This window comes from Bradyrhizobium sp. C-145 (assembly GCF_023375135.1).
GTDB classification, from domain to species: Bacteria; Pseudomonadota; Alphaproteobacteria; order Rhizobiales; family Xanthobacteraceae; genus Bradyrhizobium; species Bradyrhizobium zhanjiangense.
Genome location: NZ_CP088150.1, coordinates 1979187 through 2005155, shown reverse-complemented (window position 1 = coordinate 2005155; position 25969 = coordinate 1979187). Strand labels below are relative to the sequence as shown.

The window sequence follows — 25969 nt, the reverse complement described above, 5'->3', positions numbered from 1 at the left end:
GCAACACCTCTCAATACCGAACAGGGATTTGCTTGCATGGACTATCGATTGCCTGAAGGCAGCTGCGATTGTCATTTTCACATCTACGGCCCGTTCGATCGCTTTCCGCCCGGAAACGAGGGACGCTTTACCGCCGCACGGCCATTCACGATCGAAGACGCCTTTGCCATCTGGGACAAGCTCGGCGTCACGCGCGGCGTTATCGTTCATGCGGTGGGATCTGGAGAAGACAACGCTGTCACTTACGACGCGCTGCGTCGCTATCCCGACAGGCTTCGTGCCGTCGCAATCCTGCGGCCCGACGTCTCGGATCGCCGGCTCGATGAACTCACCAATGCCGGCTTCAAGGCGGTGCGCGTCACCATGATCCGGCAGGACGGCAAACCGGTCTCGACACTCGGCACCAGCTACGACGATCTGGTCAAGCTCGCCCCTCGCATCGCGGAGCGAGGCTGGCATGCCCAGCTCTGGATCGAGAGTTCGGATCTGGTCGCCGCTGCCGCCGAGCTTGAGAAGCTGCCGCTGAACTACGTGATCGACCATATGTCGCGGACCATGGCCGACAAGGGGCACGAGCATCCGGATTTTCGCGCCTTCACCGACCGGCTGAAGACCGGCCGGTACTGGACCAAGATCTCGGGTGCGGATCGCAACACGCGTGTCGGCCGTCCCTATGCGGACACGGCGCCCTTCATGCGCGCCATCGTTCAGGCTGCCCCGGATCAGGTCGTGTGGGGCAGCGATTGGCCCCATGTTGGCCACAGCGCCGAGACGAGGCCCGATCTTCAGGATCTGCTTCGCCTGCTGCACGAGTGCGTCCCCGGCGAAGCCATCCGCCGAAAGATCCTGATCGCCAATCCGGCGCGGCTCTACAATTTCTGACAAGACCGAGGAAGCCTTGGAGAACAACAACAAGCTGCCGCTCGATGGCGTGATCGTCATCGATCTCGGGCAGGTGTATCAGGGTCCGTATGCCGGCTTCCTGATGGCGCAGGCCGGAGCGACCGTCATCAAGGTGGAGCCGCCGAACGGCGAGCCGGTGCGTCATCGTGCCCGCATCAGCAAGGGCAACGCCGTCCCGTTCGCGATGCTCAATGCGAACAAACGCAACATCAGCCTGAATCTGAAGTCGCCAGACGGGGCCAGGGTCCTGAAGGAGCTCGCGGCGAAGTCCGACGTGCTGATCGAGAACTACGCGCCAGGCGTGCTCGATCGACTGGGCGTCGGCTACGCCGTGCTCAGCGCCATCAATCCGCGGCTGATCTACGGCTCGGCCACCGGCTACGGCCTGTCGGGCCCCAGCCGGGACAATCTGGCGATGGACCTGACCGTCCAGGCGATCTCCGGCATCATGAGCGTGACCGGCTTTGCCGATGGTCCCCCGGTCAAGGCGGGGCCGGCCATTACCGACTTCATCAGCGGTGTGCATCTGTACGCCGGCATCCTCACCGCGCTCTACGATCGGGCGAAGAGCGGCCGCGGCCGGCTGGTCGAGATCGCGATGGTCGAGACCGTCTATCCGGCGATGGCCTCGAACCTGGCCGACGTCTTCAATCGCAAGGCGGCGGCCCCTCGCACCGGCAACCGCCACGGCGGGCTCGCGGAGGCGCCCTATAATGTCTATCCCGCGTCCGACGGGTATGTCGCCATCATCAGCGTCAACGAATCCCACTGGACCGGACTGACGCGCGCGATGGGACGGCCGGAGCTGGCCGACGATGCGCGCTTCAAAACGGTGCTCGACCGTTTGAAACACATCGATCTGACGGACCAGGTCGTCTCCGAGTGGTCCTCGCAGCTCACGCGCGACCAGGTCACCGAGCTTTGCCGCATCAACAGGGTACCTTGCGCCGCGGTTCGCGATTTGCGTGAAGTGACCGAGGACAATCACCTCCACGCCAGGGGCATGTTGCGCGAGATCGAGCACCCGGAATACGGCGACATCCTCGTTCATCGCAGTCCGCTGGTGCTCCACGATACGGCAGCGCCGGACTACGTCCCGTCCGCGCGTCTTGGTCAGCACAATGGCGAGGTCCTGTCGGAATATCTCGGCTTGTCCACCAGCGAGATCGATGCGTTGCGGCGCTCCGGCGCCATTGCACAAGCATGACGCACGTCGAGGCGCGAATTTCCGGTCCGCTAATTCGGGGGAAGATCACAATGGTCAAGCTGTTTGAAAGCATCGCGTTTCGTGGCGTCGAGTTGAGCAACCGGATCGTCGTCTCGCCGATGGGCATGTACTCGGCCGAGAACGGCTACGTCACGCCGTTCCATCTGGTTCACTATGGCAAGTTCGCCATGGGCGGGGCCGGACTTGTCTTCGTCGAGCAGACGTCGGTGACCCGGAAGGGGCGCATCACCAACGGCGATCCCGGATTGTGGGAGGACGGCCAGATCGACGGCATGCGCCAGATCGTTCATGTCATCAAATCGCATGGCGCCAAAGCGGCGATCCAGATCAATCACGGCGGACGAAAATCGAGCCAGCAGCGCGCGTTCCGGGGCAACAGTCATTTGACGGACCGCGATATCGAGATGGGAGAGGAAACCTGGGTGCCCACGGGGCCGTCGGATGTCGCGTTCTCCGAAGGCTTCCAGACTCCTATTCCTCTTAGCAAGGAAGGCCTCGTCGGCGTGCGCGATGCATTCGTCGCGACGGCGCGCCGGGCCGTGCTGGCGGGTTTCGACGTCATCGAGCTTCACATGGCTCACGGCTATCTCCTGCAATCATTCCTGTCGCCGCTCGCCAATTTCCGCAGCGACGAATATGGCGGCAGCCTCGAAAACCGGATGCGTTTTCCGCTGGAAGTGACGCGCGCCGTGAGGGCCGCGCTCCCTTCGTCCACCCCGCTCTTCGTGCGCATCTCGGCCACGGACTGGATCGATGGTGGCTGGGAAATCGAAGATAGCGTCGTCTTCTCCCGCAAATTGAAGGAGCTGGGCGTTGATCTGGTCGACTGTTCGACAGGCGGTAATCTTCGCGCCGGATCGACCAATGCCAATCTCGGTCGCGGCCCAGGCTACCAAGTGCCGTTCGCCGAACGCATTCGCCACGAGGCCAACATTGCAACCGGCGCAGTCGGCATGATCCGAACCCCGGATTTCGCGGAGAAGATCCTGCAGGACGACCGTGCCGACCTCATCTTCATGGCCCGCCAGATGCTCTTCAATCCGTTCTGGGCGCTCCACGCGGCAGAGCATTTCGGGCTGACCGGCAACTTCGAGAAGTGGCCCGAACAATATGGCTGGTGGCTCGCCAAATGGGGCGGAGCGCTTCGCACCAATGGCGAAAGCCTGCACGGGGTGGAGCGATACCACGAGGCCGCGGAATAGCGGCCTCCGCCAGCGCGGCTGGCGTCGCAAGATCGATTCTGATTTCGAGGGTTAAAATTTCAAAGGGAGTGAAAAAATGAGAAGTGTGCTGGCCGCGTCGATGGTCTTCCTAAGTCTTGCTTCGGCTCACGCGCAGACGCCTGCGTCGAAGCCGGTCAAGCTCGGCGTGCTCAACGATCAATCGGGCCAATATGCGGATGCCGCGGGGCCTGCGGCCGTTGAAGTCACCAAGATGGCGATCGCCGATTTCGGCGGTAAGCTGCTGGGGCAGCCGATCGAGCTCATTTTCGCCGATCATCAGAACAAGACGGATATCGCCTCGGCTATCGCCAGGCGCTGGATCGACACGGAAAACGTCGACGTCATTCTCGACATCGGAAACTCGGCGGTCGCGCTGGCGCTTGCCGATCTGGTCCGCGACAAGAACAAGATGATGATCGTGTCGTCGGCGGGGGCCTCGACGATCACCAACGAAAAATGCTCCCCCAACACCTTCCAGTGGACGTATAACACCAACACGCTGGCGCGCAGCACGGCGAAGGCGTTGATGGGGCAAGGCGGCAACGAATGGTTCTTCCTGACGGCCGATTATGCCTTCGGTCACGCGTTCGAAGCGGATGCTTCGGCCGTGGTCAAGGCGAACGGCGGCAAGGTCGTCGGTTCCGTACGCCACCCCTTCAACACAAGCGACTTCTCGTCGTTCCTGCTGCAGGCCCAGAGCTCCGGCGCCAATGTGCTGGCGCTCGCCAATGCCAGCGGTGATACCTCCAACTCGCTCATGCAGGCTCACGAATTCGGCTTGCTCGGACTCAAGAGCAAGATGAAGGTGGCGGCGCTGCTGTTCCAGATCACGGATGCCAAGTCTGTCGGTCTGAAAAACATGCAGGGTCTGTACACTTCGGAGGCCTTCTACTGGGATCGGAATGACGCCTCGCGCGCGTTCGGGAAGCGGTTCTTCGAGAAGGTCGGCCGTATGCCGACCATGGTTCAGGCCGGCCTGTACTCGGCAACCATGCACTATCTGAAGGCCGTCGAAGCGGCCGGAACGCTCGATACCGCCGCCGTGCTCGCAAAATTTCGTTCGATGCCCGTGAACGATTTCTTCTCGGAGAAGGGATATGTTCGTGAGGACGGCATGCACATCCACGACTACTATCTTCTGCGCGCAAAGACGGTCGAGCGGTCCAAGGGACCTTGGGACTTCTATGACGTTGTCGCAACCGTCCCGGCCGAAGACGCCAACATTCCTCGCGAACAAAGCAAGTGTTCGCTGATGAAGAAGTCCTGATCTCCGGGCGTCATGGACCAGCCAGGGCTTGATCGGCAGTTGCAGTGCTGCCGCTCAGGCCTCTCGCTTCCAACGCTCGGGAAATCGTCAGCACTACTTTTCACATCCATGGAAATGCGACGTCGTTCCTGACGCGCATTGGCATGCGGAGACTGGCCCCCTAATCTTGGATCAACAAGGGAGGCCGGGATGAACGAAACGTTGCTGTTCTCGCCACTACGTATCCGGGATGTCGAATTCAAGAACCGGATCGTGGTCCCGCCGATGCTGCAATACGTTGCAGAGCGCGGCTTTCCGACGCCCTGGCATCTGAGCAACGCCGGCAAATTCGCCGCGGGCGGCGCCGGTCTTGTGATCGTGGAGTCGACCAAGGTCGAACGCCGCGGCTGCGGGACGATTGGAGACCTCGGCATCTGGGATGACAAGTTCATCGCGCCGCTCCGGCAGATCGCCAGCCTCATCAAATCGAACGGCGCGTTGGCTGGCATCCAGCTCGGGCACACCGGCCGGAAGGGCAAGGCCCGGCGTCCCTGGGAAGGTGACGGCACGCTGTCTGCGCAGGAGCTCGCAGCGGTTGAGGACGTGCAAGGCTGGGACCTGATCGGTCCGAGCCCGCTTTCATTCGGCAGCGGCTATGTGACGCCCCGTGCCCTGGAGCGCAGCGAGATCCCCGATGCGATCGACGCCTGGGGCAAGGCGGCGGCGCGGGCCGACCAGGCCGGCTTCGACGTCGTCGAGCTGCATGCCGCCCACGGCTATCTGATCCATTCGTTCCTCTCGCCCGAGGCCAATCAGAGAACGGACGACTATGGTGGCAGCGAAGCCAACCGAATGAGATTTGCCATCGAGGTCGCCGAGTCCGTTCGCGCCCATTGGCCGGCGTCCAAGCCCCTGTTTGTCCGCCTGTCGATCGAGGACGAGGCGGGTTGGGGACCGGCGGAGAACGCCCGGCTGGTGCGTATCCTGAAGACGAAGGACGTCGATGTCATCGACTGCAGCACAGGAGGCCTCAACAGCAAGGTCCCGAACTTTTTCCGCCTCAACGCGTACGGCTATCAGGTCCAGTTCGCGGACTATATCCGCCGCGAGGCAGACATTATGACCATGGCGGTCGGTCTCATCATCCACGGCGATCAGGCCGAAGCGATCCTTCAGAACAAGAAGGCCGATCTCGTCGCGGTCGGCCGCGAGTTCATCAATAACCCGAACTGGGCGATGGACGCGGCACAGAAGCTCGGCGCCGATCCGACCTTCAGCGCGGTCCCGCCCCAAATGGGTTACTGGCTCGAAAAGCGAGCCCGCCGCGGTTTCGGCGGAAATCCCTCCACGTGGCAAAAGGGCATCGCGGCGGATAGCTGATCACCGCTGGGCGGAGTTGCGGAGCCGTTCCGCTCATGTTGATTACCTGCAGGCGTGCCGTGGCTCGCCTCGTGCAGAATCCGAGCAGCGAGCAATCAGAGAGACATGTCCACTTCAGAACTGATCAGGCAGATCGAAGCGCGGCGTCCGCCGGCATGGGAGCTTCTCGGCATAGGAGGCGTCACCTACGATAAGATACTAAACCGCGTCACGATCGAGTGGCATGCCGAACAACGCCACTGCCACTCGGTTGAAGGCCACCCAAGGGGCGGCATCGTCCAGGGCGGAATTGTCACGGGATGGCTCGACGCCGCCATGGCCACCGCGTGCCTGTTGCGTGGTGAATACCAGATCGCGGTCGCAAGCCTCGAAATCAAGGTCGCGTTCCTGCTGCCCGCGCATCCGGGCCTGTACCGTTCTTACGGCAAGGTCGTGCGACAATGACGCAGCATCGGCTTCCTGGAAGCCGAGCTGCGGGATTCGAACGACGTGCTCATCGCGACGGCAAGTTCGACGGCGGCCCTGCGGGCCAAGAATCCCGCCGGGACCAGCCCAGTGTGATCCCCTCGCGGCTTTCGGCTCTCAGAAGCCGTAGAGCCGGCTCGGATTGTCGATCAGGATCTTCCTGCGGACAGCTTCGTCAGGCACGCAGCGCCTGAACAGGTCCATCAGCACGGACTCTTTCGGGACCGCATCGCCGGTGTGTCCGACATGCGGCCAATCGCTGCCCCAGACCAGCCGGTCGGGGTTAGCGGCGGCCAGCGCCTTCATGAAATCCTCGGTGTCCTTGTACGGGCTGCCGACGCGCGTGTTGCGGTCGGCGCCGGACAGCTTGCACCAGTAGCGGCCGCTCTTGAGGCCGCGGTCGCAGAACCATTGGTAGCCGCTGTAATTGACAGTCTTGTCCGCCATGGTACGCCCCTGGTGATCAATCACGAAATCAAGCGGGAGCTTTTCGATCTCAGGCGCCAGCTGCTGCAGATCGCCGGTCTCGATCCAGAGCTGCGCGTGCCAGCCGCGCTCGGCGATGCGCGGCGCCAAGGCCTTCAGATCGTCCAGGTTCATGCCGCCCGACATCACGGGCTTGCCATCCTGATACAACAGATTGATGCGCACGCCCTTGAAGCCGGCGTCGGTCAACTCGTCCAGCCGCTTGTCAGTGACGTCCCGGTTGAGGATCGCGACAGCGCGCAGCTTGTCTGGAAAACGCTTCAAGGCTTCGAGCGTCACCTCATTGTCCGAGCCGGCATTGCCGGCATGGACGATAACGCCGCGCGAGATGCCGATCGACTTCCAAACGTCGAACAGCATCTCGACCGGGAATTCCTGCTTCGGCGAAAACCGGCCGGCATGGTCGGCCGGGAAGCGATTGAAGGGCCCGTAGATGTGGACATGGCAATCGCAGCTGCCGTCCGGGAATTTTTCGAGCTTCTCCGTCATGATGGCCCCTCACTTGCCAGTGAAATTGGCGGATCGGCGCTCCGCCGTGGATTTGACGCCTTCGCGAAAATCGTCCGTCACACGCAGGCGGTTCTGCTCGGCGAGCTCGTGATCCGTGGCGCGCTTGACGCGGTCCGCCAGACCTGCCCGCATGGTGGCGCGGGTCGACAGGAGGCCGAGCGGCGAGCATTCGGCAATCTCCTGCGCGAGCGACACAGCGGCCGCACGAACCTGATCCTGAGGAACCAGCACGCTGGCCAATCCCATTGCCCGCGCCTGCTCACCGGTGACGCGCCGGCTCGTGTAGAACATCAGCTCTGCGTTCGACTTGCCAATGGCTTCCGGCAGCGTGACGGTCAGCCCGAAGCCGGGGTGGAAACCGAGACGGGTGAAGTTCGCGGCAAACCGGGCCTCGGGGCACGTCACGCGAAAATCCGCCGACATCGCCAGGCCAAAGCCGCCGCCGATCGCCGCGCCATGCACGGCCGCGACGATCGGCTTCTTGTTCCGGAAGATGCGAACCGCCTCGATATAGAGGTGGCCGCCGTCCCGCCGGTCGTTGTTCGCCTGCGCGCCCTGAGCCGGCGTATTGAAATCCGCACCGGCGCAGAACGCCTTGCCCTGCGCGGCAAGGACGACCGCCCGGATTTCGCTCTCCGCATCAATCTTGTCGAGTGCGTCGGCAATGTCGCGAATAAGCTGAAGATCAAAATAATTCAGCGGCGGCCGCTGGATCTCGATCGTTGCGACGTGGCCTTGCCTGGTAACTGCGATATCAGTGCTCATGTGGTGCCGAATTCCTTTCGTATCTGCTGATCAGCGAAGCCCGAGCCCGCGCGCGATGATGCCACGCAGGACTTCCGTGGTGCCGCCCTGGATCGTCAGCTTCGGTGCGATCTTGAGCTCGAAGTCCAGCTTGTTGCGGAAGGCGTCCTCTTCGTCGTCCTCGAGGTCGAGCAGCGAAGCGAGCTCGCGGACCCGGTGCGGCAGGCCCTGCTCCCAGACCGTGCCGAGGTCCTTGACGATTGCGGCCTCGACGACGGGTTCGCGGCCGGCCTCGAGCATCCCCGCCACCGAGACGGACATGCGGCGCAGCGTGTGCAATTGCGCGACCAGTCGCCCGATGCCGACCGTCACTCGGACGTCCGGCTTGACGCCCGCCGCGTTGGTGAGCGCGAGCAGCGCGTCATAGGTTTCGAGAAACCGCTCCGGCCCGGAGCGCTCATAGGCCAGCTCGCTCGTGGCCTGCTTCCAGGCACCGTCGACCTCGCCGATGACGTGGTCATCCGGAATGAAGGCATCTTCGAAGATGACCTCGTTGAAGTCGCGCTGGCCGCTCATCTGTCCGATTGGTCGGCAGGTGATGCCCCGCGTCTTCATGTCGACCAGGAACGACGTCAGGCCATGCCGCCGGTTCTCCTTGATCGAGCTCGAGGTCCGGAACAGGCCGATCATGTAGTCCGCCAGATGCGCACTGCTGGTCCAGACCTTCGATCCGTTGATCAGCCAGCCGCCGTCGGTCTTGGTCGCTTTCGTCCGCGCCGCGAACAGGTCCGAGCCGGAGTTGGGCTCGCTCATGCCGATGCAGAAAAACAGCTCGCCGCGGATGATGCGGGGAAGCACGTCCTGCTTGATCTTTTCATGGGCGTAGCGAATGAGGGTTGGACCGCTCTGCCGATCCGCGACGAAGAAGCGCCGCACGGGAGCATTGGCAATCCGCATCTCCTCGGTCACGACATAGCGCTCGAGAAAGCTGCGCTCCTGACCGCCATACTTCTTCGGCCAGGTCATGCCGATCCAGCCTTTCGCGCCGACGCGGCGGGAGAATTCATCGGCATTCTTCGCGCCGACCTCCGGCCCGTCGGGATCGAACGTGCCCGCTGCGATCTCGCTCTGCAGAAACGCCCGGACCTCCTTGCGCAGCTCCTGGCAATGATTCGGCAGGCGCATGGCGTCGAAATGAATAAGGGACATTGTGGCTCCTTTCAGCGAGAGGCCAGCAAGGGCCAGAGCTCCCGGGGACCTCTGGCTGTGATGAACTCGCCAAGCTTAAGGCTCCAGAACGTTTCGTCGCCGAACTCATCCCGCCACGAGAGCAGGCGCAGCGTGAAGCGGTGCAGGATGTGCTCATCCGTAAACCCGATCGCGCCGTGCACCTGATGGGCGATGCCGGCACCGACCTCTGCGGCCTCGCTGCAACGAATCTTGGCTGCTGCGATCTCCAGCAGAGCTGCGTCATCATCGAAGCCGGTGTTGGCGATGGTATCGGCCGCTGACGCCGCAGCGGACGCTGCCGCAGCAACCTCACCGCCGAGCCGGGCCAGGCTGTGCTGAATTGCCTGGAATTTCGAGATCGGCTTTTCGAATGCGATCCGCTGCTGCGAATACAGGACGGAAAGCTCGAGTATCCTGTCCAGAGCACCCGCAATCTGCTGCGCTCGCGCCGCCGCGCCCATCAGCAGGAGAACATACTTTTCTTGAGCTGCCGCACCCTTCACGCGTGAACATTCAACCGGCAACACGTTCGCGAATTCCACGGTGTCGCGCGCATCGTCCGCGAGACTCTTGCCGGGCCTGAGTTTGCAATCGGCCCTTCGGACCAGAGCCACCGCAGGCCCGTCGTCCGCCGTGGCCAGCACGACGATATGCTCGACATCGCCGGCGAAGGGCACCATGCGGGCGCGGCCGTTGATGCGGCCGGTGCTGTCCAGCGTGAGATGATCTTTCGGCCGCACCGGTGCCACCGTCATCTGCCCGCCCGGCGCGGTCAGACCCGCACGGTCCAGCAGCCACCCGGCCAAAAGCGTTTCCGCGAGCGGCGCTGCCAATGCCGCGCGGCCTGCCTCGCGGATGATGCCGAAGCCATCGGCCAGGGACGCCCCTGCCCCGCCGGCGGTCTCCGAGACCCAGGCGAGGTCGAGGCCAATCTCCTGCAGCGACGACCAGAGCGGCGCCTTCCAGGCATCATCACGCTTCTGCACGATCGTCTGTGGATCGGCCAGATCCGCAAGGACACGCGCGGCGGTTTCGACGACGAGGGTTTCCGAAGCTGACATCGTCATTTTCTCACAATGTGGATGAGGGGCGCGGGCCGATCACGCCCTCGGTTCGCAGCGCGGCAATCTCGGGCTCGGACATGTCGAGCATCGACGTCAGCACCTCATCGGTGTTCGCGCCCAATCTGGAGGAGACCGCCGCCGGCAACCTGTCGGCGCCGTGGATGCGGATGGGGCTGTTCGGAATCACGATCCGTCCGAACTGCGGGTGCTCGATCCATTCCAACATGCCGCGCGCATGCATGTGCCGGTCGTTGCAGACCTCTTCGAGGTCGCGGACCGGCGCGGACGGTACCTTGAACTTCGCGAGCGCAGCGCAGGCTTGCTGTCGGGTTATCTTCGAGCTCCAGTCCGCAATCAACTGGTCGGTTTGGTCCATGTTGCGAACACGCGCGACTTTGTCCCGAAATCGCGGATCATCTGCGAGCTCGGTGCGCCCGATCGCCTGCAGCAAATTGCTCCAATGCTTGTCATTGGTCGCGATGATCGCGATGTACCCATCGCTCGCCGGATAGACATTGTACGGCGCCGCGGAGAGCCCGCCGTGCCGATTTCCGGTGCGCGGCGGCGCCCGGCCGATGTCGTACATGTAGGCAAGGTTCGAGGCGAGCGCAGGAAACACAGCCTCCTGCATCGCGACCTCCACGAGCCGGCCGACGCCCGTGATCTGCCGCTCGTACAATGCCGTCATCACGCCGGCATAGAGGTGAATTCCACTCATGAAATCGACCAGCGCCGGCCCCGCCTTGACGGGCGGGCTGTCAGGAAAGCCGGTGACGCTCATGAGGCCTGACACGGCCTGAACGGTCACGTCCATGGCCAGATTGTCCTTGTCCGGGCCCGACAGCCCGTAACCGGATCCCGAAGCGTAGACCAGCCGGGGATTGAGTTCGTGCAACACGGACCAGCCGATGCCGAGCCGATGCATCACGCCCGGCGCGTAGTTTTCCAGAAGAACGTCGGCGTCCTTGACCAGGCGCTTGAGGATTTCCTTCCCTTTCGTGGATTTCAGGTCGAGCGTGATGCACTTCTTGTGGCCGTTGAGCATTGCGAATGGTGCGCCCGAGCCGCGACTGACGCTGTCGCGCTGACGAACCGGCTCACCTGCCAGCGGTTCGATCTTGATTACCTTGGCCCCGGCCTTGGCCATCAGGTACGTTGCGTAAGGGCCCTGATAGACCTGACCAAGATCGATGACCGTGAGGCCATCGAGCGGAAGATTGCGTCGACCCTGCATGTCTCTGCCTCAAATCCTTTGCAACGAGCTGTGTCCGCTAGGCGCCGAGATAGGCTTCCTGGATGTCGGGGGCGTCAGCGATTTCGCCGGCCGATCCCTCGCGCACGATCGAGCCAACCCTCAGCACATAGGCGCGGTCGGCGATCTTGAGCGCCGCGCGCATGTTTTGTTCGACCAGAAGCGCCGAGAGGCCCTTGGCCCTCAGCGCGCCGATGGCGCCAAGCACGAACTTGGAGAAGAACGGCGACAAACCGAGCGACGGCTCGTCGAACAGGATGAGCCGGGGACGTGCCATCAGACCTCGGCCGATCGCAAGCATCTGCTGCTCGCCGCCGCTGAGATTTCCGGCGGCCTGCCGGAAGCGCTCGCGCAGACGCGGAAACATGTTCAGCACGTCCTCGACCGTGAACACGGGGCCGCTGCCAAACGCATCGACGATGTTCAGATTCGCCTCGACCGTCATCGACGGAAAGATCTCGCGCCCTTCGGGCACGTGGCTGATGCCGGCCCGGCTGAGCGTCCAGGGCTTGCGGCCGTCGATACGCTGTTTTGCAAATTCGATGCGGCCCGCCGCGATCGGCAGAACGCCGGAGATCGCGTTCAGCAATGTGGTCTTGCCGGCGCCGTTGGCGCCCAAGATGGCGACGATCTCGCCGCGATTGACCGATAGCGAGACGCCACGGAGCGCAACGACCTTGCCATAAGCCGCCGAGACGTCCTTGACCGTCAGCAGCGTGCCATCATTCGTCATCATCAGTCCCCAGGTATGCGGTCACGACTTCGGGATGGCTGAGAACGTGATGCGGCGCGTCCACCACGACCGGCTTGCCGTCGACGACGACGAGCGCGCGGCCACAGAGCTGCCGGATAACGGCCATGTCGTGCTCGACGATCAGGAGCGTCCGTCCGGGGGCGATCGCACGGATCAGCGCGATGAAGTCGGCGGTCTCGCGGCCGTTCATTCCGGCAGCCGGCTCATCGAGGAACATGATCTTCGGATCGGACATCAATGCGATGCCGACAGCGAGCCGGCGCTGCACGCCGTAGGCCAGCACGCCGGCCTTGCGGTGTCGCTCTCCGTCAAGGCCGATCAGCGTGAGCACCTCCTCGACGCGAGCCTGGAAGGCCTGCTGATCCCCGGCATAGGATTTGCTGCCGATGATCCGGCCCAGGACGCCGTGATGAAAGCTCGCATGGCGCCCGAACAGGAGATTTTCAAGCACCGTACTTTCGGCGAACACCGCGGTCCTCTGGAACGTTCGGGCGACGCCCGCGCGCGCGATGAGATGCGGCGATATTCCTGCGATCTCGCTACCCATGATGCGGATCGATCCGCTGGTCGGCACGGTGATGCCGCAGAGGATGTCGAACAACGTCGACTTGCCCGCGCCATTCGGACCGATGATGCCGAAGATCTCGCCTTCCTGGACGTCGAGGCTGACGCCGTTCAGGGCCGTCACGCCGCCATACCGCTTGACGATGTCCCGGGCCGAGACGGCTGGACGCTCAACGACTGCGATCGTCATCTGTCTTCCTTCCCAACCGGTCACGCAGAGCAAGGCCCAGTTGATGCAATCCCCCGGGGGCAAACATCATGATCAGAATGATGATCGACGAGAACACCAGGATCCTCACGTTCGGATCGAGGTTCATGGCCTGCGGTATCAGCGTGAACATCGCAGCGCCGATGACGGGACCGATCACGAGCTGGGCGCCGCCCAGCAGCACCATCAGGAGGCCATCCACCGTGTTCGCGACGCTGAACACCTCGGGCGTCACGATCTGGGTGTAGGGAACGGCAAGCGCGCCGGCCAGCGCAGCGAACGGCGCACTCAGCATGAACGCCTTCAGTCGGACACGCGCGACATCGACGCCGACTGAGCGGGCGAGATGAGGATTTTGGCGCACGCTGTCCATCGCGCCGCCGAACGGAGACCGGCGCAGGGCGACCAGGAAGAGGATCGCGAGCAGAAGAATCGTGGCAGTGACCGCGAAATAGGTCTGCGGATCCGACAGCTCAAGCGGGCCGATCTCGATCGGTGGAAAGCCGAACAGGCCGAGCGGACCCCCGGTGATCTCCTCGAGATTCGTCGCCGCGACCATGGCGACGCCGGTGAGGCCCCAGGAAACGATCGAGAAATAAGCGCCGGTCAGACGCAGCGTGATGACGCCGATGATCGCGGCCAGCACCACGGACAAGACGAGCGCGATCAGCACCGCGACCTCGAAAGGCAGCCCCAGCTTGCCCATTCCGATCGCCGCGCCATAGGCGCCGACGCCGAAGAACAAACATTGGCCGAGCGGCACTTCCCCGACGCCGCCGAGGATGATGTTGATGCTCAGAGCGAACAGAGCGAATGCGCAGGTGTAGCCGGCGAGAGTGACCACAAACGGATCGGTGAACGCGAATACGAACGCCGCGATGGCCACAACGGCGCATACGACATAGAGCGACTCTCGCGCCATTCGCCCCGACTTATTCCTGGCGATGGCGCCGACCTGCTGCTTCCTGTCCATCACCGTGCCGAAATCCTGAATCGCCATGTCAGTGCCGATGCTGCTGGAGTTGGCCGAGCAGTCCCTGTGGCCGGAACAGCAGCGTGGCGATCACGAGTCCCCACCCCAACGCGGGGGTCCACGACACCGACACGAAAGTCTCGAACAGGGCGTTGGCAACGCCGATCAGCAGCGCTCCCAACATCGCGCCGGGGATGCTGCCCATCCCGCCCAGGATCACGACCGTGAATCCAACGATTAGCGCGCTGTACCCCATCGTCGGGTAGATCGTCGAAATCGGCGCCAGCAGCGCACCGGCCAAACCAGCGGCGGCGACGCCGAGCACAAACGCGAGTGCGCGGATCCAGGGCACGTCGATGCCGGAATAGAGCGCACCACGCGCATTCTGGGCAACGGCCACGACCTGCTGGCCCTTGATGCTCAGGCGGAGCCACAGGCCGAGCGCTCCGAGCACCAGCACCGAGCAGATGAAGATGAATGCGCGTTGGGAGGTCACGAAGATGCCCAGTAATCGCATCGTGCTCTGCCCAAGCGGCGATGTCACGGGAAGCGGATCAGGCCCGAAGATCAGGATCAATCCGGCCACCGCGGCCTGGCCGAGCGCGAAGGTCACGATGAGCGAACCGTGGTGCGAGTCGCCGTAGAGGCTGCGCCGGATAACGATCCATTCGGTCACGGCGCCGATGACCACGACGATCAGCACCGAGAGCGGCACAGCGGCGAAATAGTTCAGGCCTCGCGACGTCAGCAGATAGCAGGCATAGCCGCCCATGGCGAAGAACGCGCCATGGGCGAAGTTTGCAATGCCCACGATCCCGAAGATCAGCGTCAGGCCGACGGCAATGACGGCGTAGCCGGCGCCCAGCACCATTCCGTTGACGAGGGTTTGAACCAGAAGTTCCAAAGCCGTACGTACCTTTTGCGTTTAATCCGGTCGATCTTCAGTTCGCGCTGACGCGCTCGAGCTGGACGACAGCCCCGTTCTCAACTCGCTGGATGTAGAAGTACGGCGCGCGCGCCCTGCCCTTCTCGTCGAACTTGAGCAGGCCACGCGGGCTCTGCCATGCACCCTCCCGAATGGTTTTCGAGATCTTGTCGTAGTCGCTATCGGTGCCGGCCTTGTCCATCGCGGACGCAATCAGGTTGATCGCTTCGAAGATCACCAGCTCGCCTTTGCCCGGGACGCTGTTGAACTTCTTCTGGTAGTTCTCGACGAATTCTTTGCCGTCGGGCCCCGGATCGGACGCCATGAAGATTTCGCCGGTGATGACGCCGTTCATGGCGCCCTCCGACGGCTTGATCATGCCCGGCGTCACCACGCCCGGCGACATCACTTCGGTCTTGAAGCCGCCGATCTGACGCACCTGCTTCCAGAGCTGCGCCGCGCGCGCCGGATAGGCGTCGGCGACGTAGATCATGTCCGGATTGCTCGCCTTGATCTTCGTGAGGATGGACGTGAAGTCGTTGGTCTCGGCGTCGTAGGTCGATGCGCTCATCAGCTCAATGCCGGCGGACTTGAGGCTCACCTTGAGCTTCTCAAGCACCGTCTTGTTGAACTCGGAGTTCTCGCCCATGTAGGCGACGGTCTTCGGCTTCAGCGTCTTGATGATGTAGGCGTTGAACGCCTCCGAATTGAGCGACACCGTATTGTTGATCTGGAACAGCCAAGGGCTGCCCTGATCCGTGATGGCGTCGGCCTGCGCGCCGGCGTTCACCTGCAGAATCCGCTTTTTCGTGACCGAGGATTCCGCGAGCACGACCGAGCTGTTGGTGCCCCCGGTGATCGCCTTCACGCGCCCCACGGACATCAGCTTCTGCACCGCTGCGACGCCGCCCTGCGGCGTGCCCTTCTCGTCCTCGAAGACCAGCTCGATCTTCCGGCCGCCGAGAATGCCGCCGCGCTGATTGACGAGGTCCGCCGCATATTCAGCGCCGCGCTGCAACTCCTGGCCGTAAGTCGCCGCCGCGCCGCTCAGGGGCAGCGCGAGGCCGATCTTGACCGAGTCGGCCGCCATCGCGCCGGGCGCGTAGGCGAGTTGCACAGTGGCAGCCACGACGGCCCCCAACGAAAACATGATCTTTCGGCGATCCGCATGCATCATCGTTCTTCCCCTATGATTTTATCCGGCCAGCCCATGGCGACGCCGCGGCGGCCTTCTTGAATGCAGGACAATTCAGATGTTCGAGCTCAATTCAGATTGCGCTGAAAGAGATCGAACAGACGCTCCCAATGCCGCTCGCTGCTGGCCTTATGGTAGAGGCGCCGTGTTGGAAAGGCAAAGCCGTGCTCGGCTTCCGGATAGTATTCCATCCGTCCCATGATGCCGGTCGTCTTGATCGCCTGCGACACCTGCTCGAGCATCTCGGGCGGCGCGTAGTGATCATGCTCGGCGAGAGCAAAGTAGATCTCGCCCTTGATCTTGTCGGTGACGAGATGTGCGGAGTCCGGCTGGTCGGTGACGAGGCGCGCACCGTAGACGGAGGCGCCGGCGGCCATGCGATCAGGAAACACGCCCATCGCGCGATAGACGTAGCGGCCGCTCATGCAGTAGCCGACGCATCCCGTCTTGCCCTGCCGCGCCGCCGGTTCATTGGCGAGGAAGTCGAACATGACCTGAGTGTCCTCCATCACCATCGTGTTGGTGAGGTGACGGTTGAGCTTCCACATGAACTCCAGCTTGTCTGCGCAAGCGGGGTCCCACAGCCGATTGGCGTCGAGATCGACGCAGCGGACCATGCGGTAATACATGTTCGGCATGATGACGTAGTAGCCGACTGTCGCGAGACGCCGGCACATGTCGGACAGCTCCTCGCGGACGCCGACCGAGTCCATATAGAAGATGACGACAGGGAACGGTCCTGGACGGTCCGGGTGAAACACATACGTGTTCATCACCCCGTCCTTGGTTTTCAGATCGACGACCTTCTCCTGCACGACTCCACCCTTCTAACCATTTTGTATCTCCGCGCGTTCAAGGCGTGGAGTGGGCGGAAGAATGTGCCGGGCCGAAGCTGAAAGCCAGAGCATTACAGATATGCGTGTGTATTTACAGATATGTGAAAATGGCGCTCGGTCAGTTGCGGGCTTTTGGCGCGGGAGCGCCATCCTCGCGCGAGACGAATTTGTCGATACCTTCGCGCAGTGATCTCAGGATCTGCGTTCGCTTGGACACGAGCCGATCGACTGGCCCGCCGACGCCGATCGCCAGGATGCGGCCGTGGCGCCGCTCCGGCAACAACATACCGATGACGCCTGCCCCCGCCGTCACGGTGTGAAGGGAGATGACGTAGCCATCCTTGCGGATCTTGCGGAGCTTCTGCATCAGCTCCTTCAGATCGACCTTCTTCTTCCGGTCCTCTTCCTCGAAATTGATGCGGCGCACGAGCTTCTCGATCGTCTCATCAGAGCGCGCGCTCAGCAGCATCCATCCGAGACCCGAACGCGCAAGCGGCCGGATCGTCCCGGGCCTGATCGAAAACTGGATTGTGCGCGGCGAAGGCTGGACATGGATATATTGCATGTACAGATCGCTCTGGGTCGCGATGCTGACCGTCTCTTCCGTTTCCTTGTTGAGGTGGTTGACCAGCGCCGAAATTCCGCGCTCACCGAAAAGCGCGCCTTGCACCCAGTGCCCGAGCTGAACGATCCGCATGGTTGGCATGTACGTCCGCGAATAACGGTCGAAGTCGACATAGCCGAGCACCACCATGCTCTTGAGAACCGCGGAGGCGCTTGAGACGGGGTAGCCGAAACGCAACGCGACCTCCTTGAGACTGAGGGGGCGCTGCACTTCGTCGAAATATTCCAGGATCTCGAACAGCCGCTTGGCCGTCTTGATGACCTCTTTGGACATGGTTTCCTCTCGCTTTTTCACATAGATAGAAAAGTTTTCCCGTGTACGAAAGGCATTTCGCGGGTTCCTCGCGTTTGCTAGAAGGCTCGCCAACTGAGGTCGCCCATGGTTTCTGCAGAGCAGATGAAGTTCGAAGTGTCCGATCGCGTCGCGACGATCACGTTCGACCGACCGGACAAGATGAACGCCTGGACGCCGGTCATGGAGAGCGAGCTGCGCCGCCTGATGGCGATCGCATCCGAGGACGACGAGGTCCGGGCGATCGTGATCACCGGCGCAGGCCGGGGCTTCTGCGCTGGCGCCGACATGGGCCGCCTCTCCGACGCAGCGTCAGGAAGCGCAGCCGCCGCTGCACCGGTCGTCCCCCCGGAGAGCGATGATGATCTGGCGCAGCGATACAGCTATCTCCTGGCCGTTCCCAAGCCGATCATTGCGGGCATCAATGGCGCAATCGCAGGCGTCGGTCTTTGCATCGCGCTCTATTGCGATCTGCGCTTCATGGCCGCAGGCGCAAAGCTGACAACGTCCTTCGCCCGGCGCGGCTTGATCGCGGAGCACGGCAGCGCCTGGATGTTGCGCCGGCTCATCGGACCGATGAATGCCGCGGATCTTCTTCTTTCGGGGCGCGTGGTTGAAGCTGCGGAAGCCGAGCGGCTTGGCCTCGTCAGAATGCTGCCGGCGGACACTTTCCGCGAAACCGTCCAACGAATGGCTTCGGACTTCGCCAATCTCTGCTCTCCCCGGTCCATGCGCATTATCAAGCTGCAGCTGACGGCCGCTCCCCGGCAGACATTGGCCGAAGCCACGCAGCTCGCGAACAGGGAGGTCGTGATCTGCCGCGGAACGGAAGACTTTAAGGAGGGCGTTGCTCATTTCGTCGAAAAGCGGGCGCCGCGCTTCACCGGCAAGTGAACGCGAGGTCGCGCGCGTCTTTCAACGAAACTGAGTTCCGGGCCGAGCGCTTGCCCCGGGCGCCGGAGCAGCCGGGCTCGGCTGGGCATGGGCAATATTGTGATCGGCCGCGGCTGGCTGCTCGAGGGTCGCGAGAAAGCTGCGGCCTTCCGCGGTGATGCTCCACATGCCCGGCTCGCGCATCACCAGTTTCTGGCCGAATATATCAAGGTCGGGCACCCGCTCGGCCACGCGCTTCATACGTCCGGTCCATTCCTGGCCACTCGTATAGAGGATAGCAAGGTGCTGCTTGATGACCTCGAGACTGGCCCGTCCGTCGGTCTGCCCGTCGAGAATCTTCAGTATCGAAAGCTGGAAACTCACATGCGACTCAGACCGTACGATTCACCTGGGCCCTATATGTGAGTGGAGCATGATGTGAAAGTCATGACCGCTCCGTCGAACTTGGATACCGGCCCTGTCGATGGGCTCGACTGGACCTGCCAGCGCAACCCGACTAACGTGCCGCCAAATGGACATGGAATAAGGATTTCGGCGCGGCGTTACCGGATGTCTGCGGAATTGCCGGCACAGTCAGACGATGGCCAGAAGAAGCAAGACAGGAACAGCAGACGATCAGATCACGGAAGCCACGAGCTACGGCCCGCCGGCGGCGGGATCGGTCAAGTCGGCGGGACGTGTACTGCGAATTCTGGAATTCTTCGACGAGATCCAGCGGGACGCGCGCGTTGCCGAAGTGGCCGAGCGGCTGGGATTTCCGCAATCGTCGACCTCGATCCTGCTCAACTGCCTCGTCGAGCTCGGTTACATGGACTATCTGCCGGGAAGCCGCAGTTTCCTGCCTTCGCCTCGCGTCACCTTGCTCGGGACCTGGCTCGACAAAGGCCCTGTCAGAAACGGCAGCCTGATGAGGATGCTCGAAGAGCTCTCCCAGAAAACAGGTGACACCGTCATCATTGCCGCGCGGAGCGGCATCTTTGCGCAATATATCCACGTCTTGCAGGCGCGAGCGACCATGCGCTTCCACGTTCCGCCCGGGTCCAGGCGCCTCGTCGTCTGGTCAGCCACCGGATTTTCGCTGCTGACGGCCAGCAGCGACAAGGAGATTCGCAGCCTGTGCACGCGCACCAACGCGGAAGCGGCGCTCGACATACCGCGCATCGATATCAATCAGGTGCTCGAAAATGTGGAGCGAACGCGGCGTGACGGGTTCTTCTTCTCGGCCGGCCTGGTCACGCCGGGCGCCGGATCGATTGCCGTACCGCTGCCCGAGGGCATCGATGGCTGGAACCGCGCGCTTGCTGTCGCTGTGTCAGGCCCGCTCCAGGATATCACGCGGCGACAGACGCAGATCGTCGCGCTGCTCAACGATGTCGTGCAGCGCTATCTTTGTCCAACCTCCTCGAGCTAGACGGCACCGGCGGTTGCCGCCCGGTCAACGAGCAGCGGCCACAAGCCTTCGTCGTCCTGCTCGCGGATCATCCGGCCGGTTTTTTTCTGCCACCAGCTCCAAGGCACCTCGTTCGAGGTGCTGGAGATCATTCCTTCCTTGGTGCAACACTGATTTGATGCCAGGCCATGCTGAAGACCCCCCACGCGATGCCGCTGGTGGATTTCATCAACGAGACAATTGAAGTTCTTCACCAGCAGCCCACTCCGCATGAGATCAAAGTGAAGCGCCTGAGCGTTCTGCGAGATGCGGAGGCAGAGGGGCGATTTGAGCAGACCTTCAACATGCTCAACGGAACTCATTGACGGATTCCACAATAAATCTGCGAATGAGTCGTGCTCGCAGCTTTCCTCACCCACGAAAGTCAAGGAGCGCGCGGTCTTCGGCAAGCGCATGATCGAGTTTCAGAATACACGCATGGTGTCCGAGGGACGACGGGGTTGACCAGCCCGGTCCGTTGGGCTGCGTTGCCCTTCAAGCACCGATGCGAGCGCCGAGCCGCGCTCCGAAAGCGAGCGCCCCAGATCAGCAGGAGCAAAGTCAAGAGAAACTACTCTCAGGCCGAATTGGCCGATGTGCATGGAGCTATGCGGCAGTGACGGCCTTGCTGTCGATGGCGGCCTGGATTTCGGCCTCGCTCAGGCCGGCCTCGCGCAGCACCTCGCGCGAATGCTCGCCGAGGTGCGGCGCGACGCGATGGATGCCGGCCGGGCTTTCCGAGAATTTCGTCGCCGGGCGCGCCTGCCGGATGCGTCCTTCGGTTGGGTGATCGACGTCTGCGAACAGCCCAACGGCGGCAAGATGCGGCTGCTCCCCGATCTCAGTAAGCCGGGCGAAGGCGGTGTGCGGCACATCTAGCCGGAGCAGTAATTCCTCCCACTCAGCGGTGGTGCGGGTCAGGCCGATCTCACTCATGCGGTCATAGATTTTGTCGATGTTCTGGGAGCGTAGCACGGGATCGCGCACGCCGAGTTCATCGCTCAATTCAGGGCGGCCCACGGCTTCAAAAAACCCACACCAGTTGTCCCCGGAATAAGGCAGCATGGTCAGCCAACCATCCTTGGTTCGCACCGGGCGCCGATTCTTCATTCGCTTGTAGCCGATCGGGCCGATTGGCGGATCGAAGGCGTGGCCGCCTAGCATCTCGATGCTGTTGAAGCTGGCGATGGTTTCCAGCATTGGCACTTCGACCATCTGGCCCTGCCCGCTGCGCTCACGCCGGAATAGAGCGGCGGAGACCGCGCCGACCATCGCCATCGCGCAGATCTTGTCGCCGATCAGGCTCGGGACAAATTCAGGCTCCTCGTCCGATCCGATCGATGACGCAAGCCCTGACGCAGCTTGGATTATTTCGTCGAAGGCGGGTCGCGCCGCCCACGGACCGTCTTGGCCGAAGCCGGTGGCCGCAGCATAGATCAGCCGGGGATTGAGTGTCGCGCAGGCCTCGTAACCGAAGCCAAGACGCGCCATCGCGGCCGGGCGCACATTCGTGACGAGCGCGTCGACGGTTGGGATCAGCTTCGCGAGCGCGGCCTTGCCCTCGGGCTTCTTCAGATCGAGCGCGAGGCTGCGCTTGTTACGGTTGACCGCCATGAATTGGCCGCTCATGCCGCGGTTACGAAATACACCCGTGTAGCGCCAGGTGTCGCCGGCGGGCGGCTCGACCTTGATGACATCGGCGCCCCAGTCGCCTAACATCTGCGCGGCATAGGGACCGAACAGCACGCTAGTCAGATCGAGAACGCGGATACCGCTGAGGGGACCTGTCAGCATTTCTTCAACTGGGGCTGGAGGAATCGACCAATAAATGCCAAGCGGGAAAAGCTGGAGCACCTGCCCGCTTGTCATTGCGTCTGGACTATTCGCCGATCACGTCGCCGAACAGCTCCCAAGATTTGTCGTTGAACCGCGCCATCTGCAACTGGCGGATCGGCGTGACCTGTTCGGCCGAGGTATTGAGCTTGATGCCCGGCAGCAGCATCGGCAGCTCGACGTCCTTGAACGACTGCGTCTGCTTCATCAGGTTCGCGCGCGTCAGATCGTTGCCGGCACGTAGTAGCACCAACTCCATGATCTGCGCCATGGTGTAGCCGGTGACGTTGAAGATGTCGGCAGGATCAGCTCCGGGATTATACGTCTTCATCCACTCGCGCCAGGCCTTCATGCCAGCGTCATTCTCCCACCGCGGATCGCCGGGATCCTTCTGAAAGGCGCCGGTGACGATGCCGATGGAATTCTCGAGCCCGGCCGGTACCAACACGGAGCCCACGGAATTGGAGACGGCGGGAAGGATGATCTGCGGCTTCCAGCCGAGCTCCGCGATCTTCTTGATCGCTTGCGCCGCGAATTTCGGCGTGCATTCGTTGAAGACAACGTCGGCGCCGGCGGCCTTGAACTTAACTATCTGCGAGTCGACGGTCGGATCGGATGTCTCGTAGACGGCTTCAGAGACGATCTGATTGACGTGCTCGCCCAGCCCTTCCTTGAAGCCCGCAAGATAGTCGCGCCCCGGATCCTCGTTCGGCGTGATGACGGCGATTTTGGCGTCCGGCTTGTTCGCCAGAATCCATTTCGCGTAGATCCGCCCCTCCGTCCTGTAGGTCGGCTGCGAACCGGTGGTCCAGGGGAAATGCCGCGGGTCATTCCAGCGGCTGGCGCCGCTCGACGGAAATAGTTGCGGTATCTTCTTGGCGTTGAGATACTTCTGCGCCGCGATGTTCGGACCAGTTCCGAGCATCGAGAACATCGCCAAAACTTCATCGCTCTCGGCGAGACGCCGCACCTGCTCCACCGTCTTCGCCGGCGAATATGCATCGTCCATGCTGAGAAGCTCGACTTTGCGTCCGTTGATGCCGCCCTTGTCGTTGAGCATCTTGAAATAAGCGATCTCGGCGCGACCAATCGCGGAATAGGCCGAGGCCGGCCCCGAATAGGGCATGGTCTGGCCGAGCTTGATTGTCGTGTCCGTCGCACCCGTGTCGTAGTTGCCGGCGATTGCAGCCGAAGCGACACAGAAACTTGTGAATAGAGCGAAAGCGCCAAGGACGAGTTGTCTTCTCTGCATTTCAAATTCTCCCCGCCAAGACCGTGACCGCGAGCTAACGGCGTGTCGTTTGTTCTTGATTGTCCCAAGCCGCAGTAATCTCGACATCGCTGGCGGAGATTATACTCGCGGTTTGAAGTTTGAGATGTAGCGGAGATGTCAGACGCTTATGCGCAACTTGCAATCGCTCGTCGTGCAGCGCCGTCTACGTCCAACCTCCTCGAGCTAGGCGGCGCCGGCGACTGCCGGCCGATCGACGAGCAGCGACCAGAAGCCTTCGCCGCCCTGCTGGCAGATCATCCGGCCGGTTTTTTCCTGCCACCAGGGCTCAGCGCCCCATTCGTCGCGCCACGACCAGAGACGACGGGTGGCGTAGTGCAGCGGATGCTCCTGGGTAAATCCCATCGCGCCATGGACCTGATGGCAGAGCGCGGCGACCTGCCCGGCAGATTCGCCGCACCGGGATTTTGCGATCGCAACGGCGAGCGTGTCATCGCCCAGCCTCGGCGATTCCGTGAGCGCATCACCCGCCGCCGACGCCGCGGCAAACTGGCCTGCCGCAATCGCCAGCATGTGCTGGATCGCCTGGAATTTCGCGATCGGGCGGCCAAACTGCACGCGCTCATTGGAGTAGGACAGCGCATACTCCATGCACCGCTCCATCCCGCCGATCATCTGCTGGACACGGATAGCGGCGCCAAACGGCATCAGGCCATCGGCGCCGAGGCAGGCGGGCGCCGGCAAGATGTCGCTCGCGGCCAATCGCACGCCGCCGAAATCGACGTCTTCGCGCGGCTCATAGGCAACGTTCCGACGCGTCTTGTTCGAGCGCGTCTTGCCGCTCGGCACGCGGCACAGGAAGGCTTTGCCATTCGCGTCGCGAGCAAGGACGAGCACAGACGGTGCCTGCTTGCCCCAGGCAACATGTCGCGCGATGCCCTGCAGCGTTGAGCCCGTGGCATTCGACGTAAGGGTGATGCGATCCTGGGGATTGACCGGCGCAAGCGTCACAGCACCCGCGATGACCTCGCCGCCGGCGTAGGCCCAGAGCGCGTTGGCGATCATGGTCTCCGCCAGCGGCAGCGGAACGGAATGAAATGCACACCTGCGGATCAGGTTTGCCGCAACGTCCGGGGCCAGCCCCGCCCCGCCGTTCATTTCGGGCACTAGCGCCAGCGGCAATCCGGCGTCTTCCACCGCACTCCAGAGCGCATCGGGCCACTGCCCTGCGTCGGCCGCGGACAGAACCTTCTTGTCAATGTGTTGCGCAAACAAGCGATCGGCCTGTTCGAGCACAATGGCGGACATGTCTTCCACGGCGTCCTCCCCGTCAGCGCAGGCCAAGACCGCGGGCAATCATCCCGCGCAGAATTTCCGGCGTGCCGCCGCGAATGGTGAACGAGGGCGCGTGCAGCAGCACATGCGCCATCGCCTGCGAATACTCGTCGTCGTCATCAAGACTCGCCTCGATCGGCAACAGCTTCCGCACCATTTCCGGAACCTCCCTTTCGAATGCCGTTCCGACGTCCTTGACGAGGGCGGCTTCCGTGACCGGGCTCTCGCCGCGCTCCAGAAGCCCGGCGATCGACGACGACATCCTGCGCAGCGTGGCGAAGTGAGACGCCAGCCGGCCAATCTCGACCGCCTGCCGCTCATTCGGCTCGCGCCCGATCTTGTCGACCAGCTCGACCAGGAGCCGGATGTCAGACATGAAACGATCCGGGCCGGCGCGCTCGAACGCCAGTTCGCCCGTCACCCGCGTCCAGCCTTCACCGGGCTTTCCGATCATCATGTCGTCGGGAACGAAGCAGTTCTTGAAGAACACCTCGTTGAATTCGTGCCCGCCAGACAGGTTCATGATCGGCCTGATCTCGATACCTTCCGAGCCCGTATCCACGATGAACTGGGACAGGCCGGCGTGACGGTTCTCGCTCGGCGGCTCGGTGCGGGCCAGCACGATCAGGTAATGAACGCGATGCGCGTTCGAGGTCCAGATCTTGGTGCCGTTGATGACCCAGCCGCCATCGACCCTGTCCGCCTTGGTGCGGGCCGCCGCAAGGTCGGAGCCGGAATCAGGCTCGCTCATGCCGATGCCGAAATAGCATTCGCCCATCGCGATCTTCGGCAGGATCAGCTCCCGCGCCCGCTCGCTGCCGTGCTTGAGGATCTGCGGCCCGGACTGCCGATCCGCGATCCAGTGCGCGCCCCCCGGCGCACCGGCCGCGAGCATTTCCTCGGTCACGACGAAGCGCTGCAGGTTGGAGTACTCGCCGCCGCCATATTGCTTCGGCCAGGTCATGCCGATAAAGCCCGCCTTGGCGGCGCGCTTGCTGAACTCCGGATCGAATGTCGACCAGGATGTCCGGTGGGCCGCGTAACAGCCGTTGTCACGCTCCTCCTGCAGGAAGGCGCGGGCCTTGCGCCTCATCTCGTCGGCCTCGGGCGGCAATTTGAGGGATTCGAACCGGAATGCGCGCATT

General features: G+C 62.7%; 27 protein-coding genes. 9 read left to right on the top strand and 18 right to left on the bottom strand.

Annotated elements, in window-relative coordinates; genetic code table 11:
* Positions 1–36: 36 nt before the first annotated feature.
* The 6 genes from LRP30_RS09345 (at position 37) to LRP30_RS09320 (ending at position 6424) form a co-directional block, all read left to right on the top strand.
* A complete protein-coding gene (locus LRP30_RS09345) occupies positions 37–882 on the top strand; it encodes an amidohydrolase family protein (protein WP_249760129.1) in 846 nt (281 codons plus the stop codon).
* Between the two features lie 16 nt (positions 883–898).
* Complete coding sequence (locus LRP30_RS09340; protein ID WP_249760128.1) at positions 899–2110, top strand: CoA transferase; 1212 nt, start codon at positions 899–901, stop codon at positions 2108–2110.
* A gap of 50 nt (positions 2111–2160) precedes the next feature.
* A complete protein-coding gene (locus LRP30_RS09335) occupies positions 2161–3333 on the top strand; it encodes an NADH:flavin oxidoreductase/NADH oxidase (protein ID WP_247305445.1) in 1173 nt (390 codons plus the stop codon).
* A gap of 76 nt (positions 3334–3409) precedes the next feature.
* Positions 3410–4621: an ABC transporter substrate-binding protein gene (locus LRP30_RS09330; RefSeq protein WP_249760127.1), complete on the top strand. Its 1212-nt coding sequence runs from the start codon at positions 3410–3412 to the stop codon at positions 4619–4621.
* A 189-nt stretch (positions 4622–4810) separates the two neighbouring features.
* Positions 4811–5980 (top strand): NADH:flavin oxidoreductase/NADH oxidase, encoded by a 1170-nt coding sequence (locus LRP30_RS09325; RefSeq protein ID WP_247305439.1) that lies wholly within the window; start codon positions 4811–4813, stop codon positions 5978–5980.
* A gap of 105 nt (positions 5981–6085) precedes the next feature.
* A complete protein-coding gene (locus LRP30_RS09320; protein WP_249760126.1) occupies positions 6086–6424 on the top strand; it encodes a PaaI family thioesterase in 339 nt (112 codons plus the stop codon).
* Between the two features lie 138 nt (positions 6425–6562).
* On the opposite strand, the gene LRP30_RS09315 is transcribed toward LRP30_RS09320, so the two are convergent.
* From LRP30_RS09315 to LRP30_RS09260, 12 genes are all read right to left on the bottom strand, one after another.
* Entirely contained in the window at positions 6563–7420 is an 858-nt protein-coding gene (locus LRP30_RS09315; protein WP_249760125.1) for an amidohydrolase family protein, read from the bottom strand.
* A 9-nt stretch (positions 7421–7429) separates the two neighbouring features.
* Positions 7430–8206 (bottom strand): enoyl-CoA hydratase/isomerase family protein, encoded by a 777-nt coding sequence (locus tag LRP30_RS09310; protein WP_247305432.1) that lies wholly within the window; start codon positions 8204–8206, stop codon positions 7430–7432.
* Positions 8207–8236: 30 nt separating this feature from the next.
* Positions 8237–9394 (bottom strand): acyl-CoA dehydrogenase family protein, encoded by a 1158-nt coding sequence (locus tag LRP30_RS09305; RefSeq protein WP_249760124.1) that lies wholly within the window; start codon positions 9392–9394, stop codon positions 8237–8239.
* An 11-nt stretch (positions 9395–9405) separates the two neighbouring features.
* On the bottom strand, positions 9406–10476 hold the full coding sequence (locus LRP30_RS09300) for an acyl-CoA dehydrogenase family protein (RefSeq protein WP_249760123.1): 1071 nt from the start codon (positions 10474–10476) through the stop codon (positions 9406–9408).
* A 10-nt stretch (positions 10477–10486) separates the two neighbouring features.
* Positions 10487–11713, bottom strand: coding sequence for a CoA transferase (locus LRP30_RS09295; RefSeq protein WP_249760122.1), 1227 nt, complete (start codon positions 11711–11713; stop codon positions 10487–10489).
* Positions 11714–11750: 37 nt separating this feature from the next.
* Complete coding sequence (locus tag LRP30_RS09290; RefSeq protein WP_346016209.1) at positions 11751–12467, bottom strand: ABC transporter ATP-binding protein; 717 nt, start codon at positions 12465–12467, stop codon at positions 11751–11753.
* On the bottom strand, positions 12454–13239 hold the full coding sequence (locus LRP30_RS09285; RefSeq protein WP_249760121.1) for an ABC transporter ATP-binding protein: 786 nt from the start codon (positions 13237–13239) through the stop codon (positions 12454–12456). Before LRP30_RS09285 ends, LRP30_RS09290 begins: the two co-directional genes overlap by 14 nt.
* Positions 13220–14257: a branched-chain amino acid ABC transporter permease gene (locus LRP30_RS09280; protein ID WP_249760120.1), complete on the bottom strand. Its 1038-nt coding sequence runs from the start codon at positions 14255–14257 to the stop codon at positions 13220–13222. The genes LRP30_RS09285 and LRP30_RS09280 overlap by 20 nt, the downstream gene beginning before the upstream one ends.
* A gap of 1 nt (position 14258) precedes the next feature.
* Entirely contained in the window at positions 14259–15101 is an 843-nt protein-coding gene (locus tag LRP30_RS09275; protein ID WP_247305410.1) for a branched-chain amino acid ABC transporter permease, read from the bottom strand.
* Positions 15102–15171: 70 nt separating this feature from the next.
* Positions 15172–16284, bottom strand: a complete 1113-nt coding sequence (locus LRP30_RS09270; protein ID WP_249760119.1) for an ABC transporter substrate-binding protein — start codon at positions 16282–16284, stop codon at positions 15172–15174.
* 134 nt (positions 16285–16418) lie between these two features.
* Positions 16419–17165 carry a dienelactone hydrolase family protein gene (locus LRP30_RS09265; RefSeq protein ID WP_249760118.1) on the bottom strand — a complete coding sequence of 249 codons (747 nt, stop codon included), beginning with the start codon at positions 17163–17165 and terminating at the stop codon, positions 16419–16421.
* A gap of 139 nt (positions 17166–17304) precedes the next feature.
* Entirely contained in the window at positions 17305–18084 is a 780-nt protein-coding gene (locus tag LRP30_RS09260) for an IclR family transcriptional regulator (RefSeq protein ID WP_249760117.1), read from the bottom strand.
* A gap of 105 nt (positions 18085–18189) precedes the next feature.
* Between LRP30_RS09260 and LRP30_RS09255 the strand changes: the two genes are divergently transcribed.
* Complete coding sequence (locus LRP30_RS09255; protein WP_249760116.1) at positions 18190–18996, top strand: enoyl-CoA hydratase-related protein; 807 nt, start codon at positions 18190–18192, stop codon at positions 18994–18996.
* A 21-nt stretch (positions 18997–19017) separates the two neighbouring features.
* On the opposite strand, the gene LRP30_RS09250 is transcribed toward LRP30_RS09255, so the two are convergent.
* Positions 19018–19359, bottom strand: coding sequence for a hypothetical protein (locus LRP30_RS09250; protein WP_249760115.1), 342 nt, complete (start codon positions 19357–19359; stop codon positions 19018–19020).
* A gap of 217 nt (positions 19360–19576) precedes the next feature.
* Between LRP30_RS09250 and LRP30_RS09245 the strand changes: the two genes are divergently transcribed.
* Complete coding sequence (locus LRP30_RS09245; protein WP_247305393.1) at positions 19577–20407, top strand: helix-turn-helix domain-containing protein; 831 nt, start codon at positions 19577–19579, stop codon at positions 20405–20407.
* On the opposite strand, the gene LRP30_RS44920 is transcribed toward LRP30_RS09245, so the two are convergent.
* Positions 20404–20538: a hypothetical protein gene (locus tag LRP30_RS44920; protein WP_256477656.1), complete on the bottom strand. Its 135-nt coding sequence runs from the start codon at positions 20536–20538 to the stop codon at positions 20404–20406. The genes LRP30_RS09245 and LRP30_RS44920 overlap by 4 nt on opposite strands.
* Before the next feature lie 36 nt (positions 20539–20574).
* On the opposite strand from LRP30_RS44920, the gene LRP30_RS09240 reads away from it, so the two are divergent.
* On the top strand, positions 20575–20751 hold the full coding sequence (locus tag LRP30_RS09240; protein WP_249760114.1) for a hypothetical protein: 177 nt from the start codon (positions 20575–20577) through the stop codon (positions 20749–20751).
* Between the two features lie 280 nt (positions 20752–21031).
* On the opposite strand, the gene LRP30_RS09235 is transcribed toward LRP30_RS09240, so the two are convergent.
* The 4 genes from LRP30_RS09235 to LRP30_RS09220 form a co-directional block, all read right to left on the bottom strand.
* The gene (locus LRP30_RS09235; protein WP_249760113.1) at positions 21032–22219 is read right to left on the bottom strand and encodes a CoA transferase; all 1188 of its coding nucleotides are present in this window, start codon (positions 22217–22219) and stop codon (positions 21032–21034) included.
* Positions 22220–22304: 85 nt separating this feature from the next.
* On the bottom strand, positions 22305–23510 hold the full coding sequence (locus LRP30_RS09230) for an ABC transporter substrate-binding protein (protein WP_249760112.1): 1206 nt from the start codon (positions 23508–23510) through the stop codon (positions 22305–22307).
* A gap of 204 nt (positions 23511–23714) precedes the next feature.
* Complete coding sequence (locus tag LRP30_RS09225) at positions 23715–24797, bottom strand: acyl-CoA dehydrogenase family protein (RefSeq protein ID WP_249761731.1); 1083 nt, start codon at positions 24795–24797, stop codon at positions 23715–23717.
* A gap of 22 nt (positions 24798–24819) precedes the next feature.
* Positions 24820–25968, bottom strand: a complete 1149-nt coding sequence (locus LRP30_RS09220; protein WP_249760111.1) for an acyl-CoA dehydrogenase family protein — start codon at positions 25966–25968, stop codon at positions 24820–24822.
* Position 25969: the final 1 nt, after the last annotated feature.

What these genes read in the sequence shown, in the direction of transcription:
- LRP30_RS09280 (WP_249760120.1), bottom strand. Translation starts at nt 14,257, where the DNA reads ATGGCGATTCAGGATTTCGGCACGGTGATGGACAGGAAGCAGCAGGTC.
- LRP30_RS09220 (WP_249760111.1), bottom strand. Translation starts at nt 25,968, where the DNA reads ATGCGCGCATTCCGGTTCGAATCCCTCAAATTGCCGCCCGAGGCCGAC.
- LRP30_RS09230 (WP_249760112.1), bottom strand. Translation starts at nt 23,510, where the DNA reads ATGCAGAGAAGACAACTCGTCCTTGGCGCTTTCGCTCTATTCACAAGT.
- LRP30_RS09290 (WP_346016209.1), bottom strand. Translation starts at nt 12,467, where the DNA reads ATGATGACGAATGATGGCACGCTGCTGACGGTCAAGGACGTCTCGGCG.
- LRP30_RS09315 (WP_249760125.1), bottom strand. Translation starts at nt 7,420, where the DNA reads ATGACGGAGAAGCTCGAAAAATTCCCGGACGGCAGCTGCGATTGCCAT.
- LRP30_RS09320 (WP_249760126.1), top strand. Translation starts at nt 6,086, where the DNA reads ATGTCCACTTCAGAACTGATCAGGCAGATCGAAGCGCGGCGTCCGCCG.
- LRP30_RS44920 (WP_256477656.1), bottom strand. Translation starts at nt 20,538, where the DNA reads ATGATCTCCAGCACCTCGAACGAGGTGCCTTGGAGCTGGTGGCAGAAA.
- LRP30_RS09260 (WP_249760117.1), bottom strand. Translation starts at nt 18,084, where the DNA reads ATGTCCAAAGAGGTCATCAAGACGGCCAAGCGGCTGTTCGAGATCCTG.
- LRP30_RS09255 (WP_249760116.1), top strand. Translation starts at nt 18,190, where the DNA reads ATGGTTTCTGCAGAGCAGATGAAGTTCGAAGTGTCCGATCGCGTCGCG.
- LRP30_RS09300 (WP_249760123.1), bottom strand. Translation starts at nt 10,476, where the DNA reads ATGTCAGCTTCGGAAACCCTCGTCGTCGAAACCGCCGCGCGTGTCCTT.
- LRP30_RS09275 (WP_247305410.1), bottom strand. Translation starts at nt 15,101, where the DNA reads ATGGTGCTGGGCGCCGGCTACGCCGTCATTGCCGTCGGCCTGACGCTG.
- LRP30_RS09330 (WP_249760127.1), top strand. Translation starts at nt 3,410, where the DNA reads ATGAGAAGTGTGCTGGCCGCGTCGATGGTCTTCCTAAGTCTTGCTTCG.
- LRP30_RS09305 (WP_249760124.1), bottom strand. Translation starts at nt 9,394, where the DNA reads ATGTCCCTTATTCATTTCGACGCCATGCGCCTGCCGAATCATTGCCAG.
- LRP30_RS09335 (WP_247305445.1), top strand. Translation starts at nt 2,161, where the DNA reads ATGGTCAAGCTGTTTGAAAGCATCGCGTTTCGTGGCGTCGAGTTGAGC.
- LRP30_RS09325 (WP_247305439.1), top strand. Translation starts at nt 4,811, where the DNA reads ATGAACGAAACGTTGCTGTTCTCGCCACTACGTATCCGGGATGTCGAA.
- LRP30_RS09285 (WP_249760121.1), bottom strand. Translation starts at nt 13,239, where the DNA reads ATGACGATCGCAGTCGTTGAGCGTCCAGCCGTCTCGGCCCGGGACATC.
- LRP30_RS09345 (WP_249760129.1), top strand. Translation starts at nt 37, where the DNA reads ATGGACTATCGATTGCCTGAAGGCAGCTGCGATTGTCATTTTCACATC.
- LRP30_RS09235 (WP_249760113.1), bottom strand. Translation starts at nt 22,219, where the DNA reads ATGCTGACAGGTCCCCTCAGCGGTATCCGCGTTCTCGATCTGACTAGC.
- LRP30_RS09240 (WP_249760114.1), top strand. Translation starts at nt 20,575, where the DNA reads ATGCTGAAGACCCCCCACGCGATGCCGCTGGTGGATTTCATCAACGAG.
- LRP30_RS09295 (WP_249760122.1), bottom strand. Translation starts at nt 11,713, where the DNA reads ATGCAGGGTCGACGCAATCTTCCGCTCGATGGCCTCACGGTCATCGAT.
- LRP30_RS09245 (WP_247305393.1), top strand. Translation starts at nt 19,577, where the DNA reads ATGGCCAGAAGAAGCAAGACAGGAACAGCAGACGATCAGATCACGGAA.
- LRP30_RS09225 (WP_249761731.1), bottom strand. Translation starts at nt 24,797, where the DNA reads ATGTCCGCCATTGTGCTCGAACAGGCCGATCGCTTGTTTGCGCAACAC.
- LRP30_RS09310 (WP_247305432.1), bottom strand. Translation starts at nt 8,206, where the DNA reads ATGAGCACTGATATCGCAGTTACCAGGCAAGGCCACGTCGCAACGATC.